This window comes from Bacteroides sp. 2201st1_D9_2201SCRN_220225 (assembly GCF_040928965.1).
GTDB lineage: Bacteria > Bacteroidota > Bacteroidia > Bacteroidales > Bacteroidaceae > Bacteroides > Bacteroides stercoris.
On record NZ_JBCODG010000033.1, the window covers coordinates 1 to 6,003 of the forward strand.

Annotated in this window: 6 protein-coding genes; 4 read left to right on the top strand and 2 right to left on the bottom strand. The window is 39.3% G+C overall.

Annotated elements, in window-relative coordinates; all coding sequences use genetic code 11:
* The first annotated feature begins 357 nt into the window (after nt 1–357).
* The 3 genes from AB5903_RS12340 (at nt 358) to proS (ending at nt 3,060) form a co-directional block, all read left to right on the top strand.
* Nucleotides 358–744, top strand: coding sequence for a HEPN domain-containing protein (locus AB5903_RS12340; protein WP_016662801.1), 387 nt, complete (start codon nt 358–360; stop codon nt 742–744).
* Nucleotides 723–1,019, top strand: coding sequence for a nucleotidyltransferase domain-containing protein (locus tag AB5903_RS12345; protein ID WP_005653159.1), 297 nt, complete (start codon nt 723–725; stop codon nt 1,017–1,019). Before AB5903_RS12340 ends, AB5903_RS12345 begins: the two co-directional genes overlap by 22 nt.
* A gap of 547 nt (nt 1,020–1,566) precedes the next feature.
* A complete protein-coding gene (gene proS, locus AB5903_RS12350) occupies nt 1,567–3,060 on the top strand; it encodes a proline--tRNA ligase (protein ID WP_016662800.1) in 1,494 nt (497 codons plus the stop codon).
* Between the two features lie 389 nt (nt 3,061–3,449).
* Here proS and AB5903_RS12355 read toward each other — a convergent pair whose 3' ends face one another.
* The gene (locus AB5903_RS12355; protein WP_195658196.1) at nt 3,450–3,704 is read right to left on the bottom strand and encodes a hypothetical protein; all 255 of its coding nucleotides are present in this window, start codon (nt 3,702–3,704) and stop codon (nt 3,450–3,452) included.
* Between the two features lie 131 nt (nt 3,705–3,835).
* Nucleotides 3,836–4,012, bottom strand: a complete 177-nt coding sequence (locus AB5903_RS12360; protein WP_229127166.1) for a hypothetical protein — start codon at nt 4,010–4,012, stop codon at nt 3,836–3,838.
* Between the two features lie 328 nt (nt 4,013–4,340).
* Here AB5903_RS12360 and cas9 point away from each other — a divergent pair.
* Nucleotides 4,341–6,003, top strand: a 1,663-nt coding sequence (gene cas9 / locus AB5903_RS12365; protein ID WP_368117864.1) for a type II CRISPR RNA-guided endonuclease Cas9, incomplete at its 3' end; no start/stop codon positions are given.

A 6,003-nucleotide genomic window follows, 5' to 3' on the forward strand; every position in this document is an offset into this window, starting at 1 on the left:
TTTAACTCCATAAGCTATGAATTTGGAGACAAAGATAACAATTTATAAATTTACCCCTCAGGTTTTTACATTGACCCCAGTTGACCCTATGAGCTCAACTAAAATCTTATGAATGCAACGATTAATGTAGTATGCTACAAGTGGAAAACCTTAGCAAATGGTGAATACCCATCTGTATGAGTGTTGCAATTTTAATGGTATGCTACAAATCAAAGACATTATCTGTCCCGATAAAGAGTATATTCAGAAAATCTTCTTGATAAGCAAACAGAGTTACAGCAACGAATCATTTGCTGTTTTTTTTAAATGTTACAGCTAAATCATTGTGATTTAAAAGGGAATAATTACCTTTGTATTATGGATGGTAAAGTAACTTATTGGATTGAAATGTCAGATTATGACTTGGAAACAGCAGATGCGATGTTGCTTACAGGCCGTTATCTCTATGTGGGCTTCATGTGCCACCAAACGATAGAAAAAATACTCAAGGCATATTGGGCTAATCGTTTGGTGGAAGTACCTTTAAAGATACATTCGCTATCCAGATTAGCAGAGAGAACAGAATTAGATAAAGAACTATCAGAAGAACAGTTGGATTTCATTGATACACTTGAGCCACTTAATATTGAAGCCCGTTATCCCTCTTATAAAGAGAGATTGATGAAAAGTCTGACTAAGGAATATTGTATAGGACTTTTAAGCCAAACTAAAGAATTACAGTCATGGATAAAGAACAAGCTATAGTCCTCGCCAAGCGATATAAAGAAATGGTAGCAGAAAGATTACCATTAAAGGCTCTCTATCTCTATGGCTCGTATAGCAAGGGGAATTACAGAGAGGATAGCGATATAGACATTGCAGTAGTAGTAGAGCATTTGGATGACAACTATTTTGAAGATACCCCTCTATTATGGAAACTTAGACGTAAGATAAGTAACCTTATAGAACCCGTCTTGCTTATAGAGGATATGAGTAATCCTCTTTACTGCGACATCGCAAGAACGGGCATTCTTATCTAAAGAAATGATACAGAATAAGAAAAGCTGTATTTGAAGTTGGTTATTTTTAATTCTTGGCATCATCCTAAAGTTAAATCACAGAAAGAGGATATGTTTAAACTAAAATTCGCTTGCCATTTGTTTCTTTTTAGGCACGGGATTACACAGAAAATATAGATTTTCTTTGTTCTTTTTCCGTAAAATCCGTGTAATTCCGTGCCTAAAAGAAATCTCAAGTGTATTTTTTGACACCCTCACAAGTTCGAATCTCGCTTGCCGCTCATACAGAGAATCAGATAGTCATCGCAAGATTTCTATCTGATTTTTGTTTTATAGGAATATGTCAAGCCACCCCTTCACCTTTCACAACTCCCTGCTCATGCAGTATAGCGGGTGAACCCCTGTTTTTGTAAACGACTGATTATGATAACTCGCAATAGGAAAAAAGTTCTCATTTATAAAGTATGCAAAAAATAGTGTTTACACAATAAACACTTTTCGCACAGAAATTTGTACTTTTGCACTCCGTTTAATGAACCCGAATAGAAAACTTTAAAAACGAAATAGAATGGCAGTAGAATTGAAAGACCTTACCAAACGTAGCGAGAATTATTCTCAGTGGTACAACGAGTTGGTGGTGAAGGCCGATTTGGCTGAGCAGTCGGCTGTGCGCGGATGTATGGTAATCAAGCCTTACGGATATGCAATCTGGGAGAAGATGCAGCGTCAGTTGGACGATATGTTCAAGGAAACAGGACACGTAAACGCTTATTTCCCCTTACTTATTCCGAAATCATTCCTCAGTCGCGAAGCGGAACACGTGGAAGGCTTTGCCAAAGAATGTGCCGTAGTGACGCACTATCGTTTGAAGAACGACCCGAATGGCGGCGGCGTAGTGGTGGACCCCGCTGCAAAGCTGGAAGAAGAACTTATCATCCGCCCTACTTCGGAAACTATTATTTGGAATACCTATAAGAACTGGATTAACTCTTACCGCGACCTGCCTATCCTGTGCAACCAATGGGCAAACGTATTCCGTTGGGAAATGCGTACCCGTCTGTTCCTGCGTACCGCAGAGTTCTTGTGGCAGGAAGGCCACACGGCTCACGCCACTCGCGAAGAAGCCGAAGAGGAAGCAGTGCGTATGCTGAACGTGTACAGCGAATTTGCCGAGAAATACATGGCAGTGCCCGTTGTCAAAGGTGTAAAGTCGGCCAACGAACGCTTCGCCGGCGCTCTCAACACCTATACCATTGAAGCGATGATGCAGGATGGCAAAGCTTTGCAGAGTGGTACTTCACACTTCTTGGGACAGAACTTCGCCAAAGCTTTCGACGTGCAGTTCGTAAACAAGGAAAACAAACTGGAATACGTATGGGCCACTTCTTGGGGAGTATCTACCCGCTTGATGGGTGCGCTTATCATGACACATTCCGATGACAACGGTCTGGTGCTTCCGCCGCACTTGGCTCCGATACAGGTGGTTATCGTACCTATCTACAAGAATGCCGAAATGCTTGCCAAGATTGACGAGAAGGTGGCAGGCATCGTAGCCAAACTGAAAGCGATGGGCATCTCCGTAAAGTACGACAATGCCGACAACAAACGTCCGGGCTTCAAGTTTGCCGATTACGAGGTGAAAGGTGTACCTGTCCGTCTGGTTATGGGTGGCCGCGACTTGGAGAACAATACAATGGAAGTGATGCGCCGCGATACGCTGGAGAAAGAAACCCGCTCTTGCGACGGTATCGAGGAATATGTAAAAGACCTGCTTGAGGAAATCCAGGCGAATATTTATAAGAAAGCATTGGATTATCGCAACAGCCGTATCACTACGGTGGACAGCTATGACGAGTTCAAGGAAAAGATTGAAGAAGGCGGCTTTATTTTGGCTCATTGGGACGGAACGACCGAAACCGAGGAGAAGATTAAGGAAGAGACCAAAGCCACTATCCGCTGTATTCCGTTCGATTCTTTCGTACCGGGCGACAAGGAGCCGGGCAAATGTATGGTTACGGGCAAGCCGTCTGCTTGCCGCGTGATATTTGCACGTTCCTATTAATAAGGATATTTTTCACTTTGCTGGATGAAGCTTTTTTCATAGTAACCTGTGACGAAGTTTCTTTCCTTTTGTATTCGGCAGATGTTCTAAAAAATGGAGGTGTGCTAAAATTTAGCATGCCTTCTTTCTTATGCACAAAGAAAGTGCATCATTATGAGGTGCCCCAAAAAAGTTAAACGTTCAAAACAGCCAAGGCTATCGAAGTGGTTTATATATACAACAATTCATTCTTCATCAGGCCGGAGAAATTTTCCATCATAGAGTTATTCAGATAGTTTCCTTGGCGGGATATATTTTGTATGATGCCATTATTCTTCAGCATGCTGATAATACTATCCTTGATCTGAGCGCAATAACAGGGTATGGAGGCTCTTGTGTTTCTTAAATGCCTATTTAAGCATATCTGTTACCATTTTCAGGTTAGGGCTGCGGGAGAGTGTATTGTTATTATCTCCCCATTGTATATGTCGCGTATTGTTTCCTATCAAACCTTTATAAAAGTGATAGTGATGTTTCTTTTGCTTTGCTTTCAATCTCATCTGAGACATCAGTTTCTGCATAGTCTTATGATTGATATTGTAGCTTTTAATCGCGTAAAGACAAACAGCTTCTTCTATATTCATAGCGGCCTTTGCTGTCATCATATATTGTCTTGATACATTTTCTTATATCATTATAACCATCATTATCTCTCAGACGCAACAGATGGTAATAAAATACGGAGCGAGCATCTTTACCATTTTGAGAATACTCTCAAGAGGGAATCCTTTCAGTCTTAGTTCTTCGACGGCCCGTGCCCAATCGCGTAGCTGGGCATAGGAGCCTGCTGTTCCCATAGGGGAGTGACGCATACAAGACAGAAATGGCTATGGCTGTCCCAATAGAGTATCAGGAATGCTTTTCCTACTGCCTGATAATCTGCTAATGGCAGGTAGTCGTAAGAAGCATGCAAATTTTTGCTTTATTTCCGTCGGTCAGAGTTACTTCGTGCATTTTGCATCCCGCTGCGGGTTTCGTAGCTAATCGAACTAATATTTAATTAATTGTTCGGTAGCTATTAGCAGATAAAGATATAGTTTTTAGTAATGTGTTGGGGAGAAATTTACTAAGAATAAAAAATCCCCCGTTAAGGACGAGGGAACCTAATGTTTTCACAACGGAATAATCCTTATTGTGATTTGCTTCATTTTAGTTTGGCAAAACTATAAAATAAAAATGAAAAAACAATGCTTGTATTAATAAAAAAAATAACTTTGAATAGCGTATTAAAAAATAATATTATGAAAACGATACTTGGACTTGATTTAGGGAGTAATAGCATAGGATGGGCTGTAATAAATTCTGTAATAGAAAAACAGTCCGAACGAATTTGGATAAAAATGGCAGGGAGTAGAATTATTCCGATGGATTCCGCTGTATTGGGAGATTTTGACAAAGGAAGTTCTATATCACAGACTGCTGAAAGAACTCATTTTAGAGGGGTACGTCGTTTGAGGGAACGACAATTGCTACGCCGTGAACGATTGCATAGAGTTTTGAAGATTCTTGGCTTCTTGCCGGAACATTATTTAAAAGAAATAGATTTTGAAAAGCATCCCGGACAGTTTTTGACAAACTGTGAACCTAAACTGCCGTGGCTTATGGATGAACGAGGAAAATATACTTTTTTATTTCAAGCAGCATTTAATGAGATGCTAGCAGATTTTGCAAAACATCAGCCTTCATTAGTGTCTGATGGTAAAAAAGTACCTTATGACTGGACAATTTACTATCTCCGTAAGAAAGCTTTAACAGAAATGATAAGTAAAGAAGAGTTGGCATGGATTCTTTTGAATTTTAATCAGAAACGTGGTTATTATCAGCTTAGAGGAGAAGAAGAGGAAGATGCTGCAGGAAAATCTGTTGAATTTTATGCATTGAAAGTATTGTCGGTAGAAGCGACTGATGAAAAGAAAGGTCGGGACATATGGTATAATGTGCACTTGGAAAATGGGTGGATATATCGTAGAAGCAGTAATGTTCCATTGGATTGGGAGAATCAGGTAAAAGAGTTTATCGTAACTACTGATTTGAATCCGGACGGTACTCCCAAGCTTGATAAATATGGTGAGGTGAAGCGTTCTTTCAGAGTTCCTAAAGAGGATGATTGGATGTTGATAAAGAAAAGAACAGAGGCAGACATAGCCAATACTCGTAAAACGGTTGGAAGTTATATTTATGATACTTTGTTACAGAAACCGCAACAAAAAATAATAGGGAAACTGGTGAAGACAGTGGAACGAAAGCTTTACAAGGAGGAACTGAATTTGATTTTGCAGAAACAATGTGCTTTTCATGCAGAGTTACGGGATAGAGATTTATATATGAGATGTATTGAAGCATTATATCCGGGTAATGAGATGCGACGGAAAAATATAGTTAACAGGGATTTTATTTATCTGTTAATAGATGATATTTTGTTTTATCAAAGACCATTGAAAACTAAAAAAACATTGATTTCTAATTGTCCTTATGAAGAAAATGAATATGTAAACCGAGAAACTGGCGAGATCAAAAAAGCTCCTTTAAAGTGCATAGCCAAGTCACACCCTCTTTTTCAGGAGTTCCGTTTATGGCATTTTCTTTCAAATATTCGGGTATATCAAAAAGAAAAAAAAGTAAATGGAACTTTACATTTAGATGTGGATGTGACAGCGGAATTTTTGAGAACAGAAGATGATTATGTAGCTTTATTTGATTGGTTGAATTCTCGAAAGGAAATAGATCAGAAAGCTTTTCTGAAATATCCAAAATTTGGATTGAAAAAGGAAATCGATAATTATCGTTGGAATTATGTTGAGGATAAGTTGTATCCATGTAATGAGACGAGATATGCGATTCTTTCCCGTTTGGAGAAAGTCGGCGTTAGTATTGATTTTTTGTCAGATGAGAAAGAAACAGTCT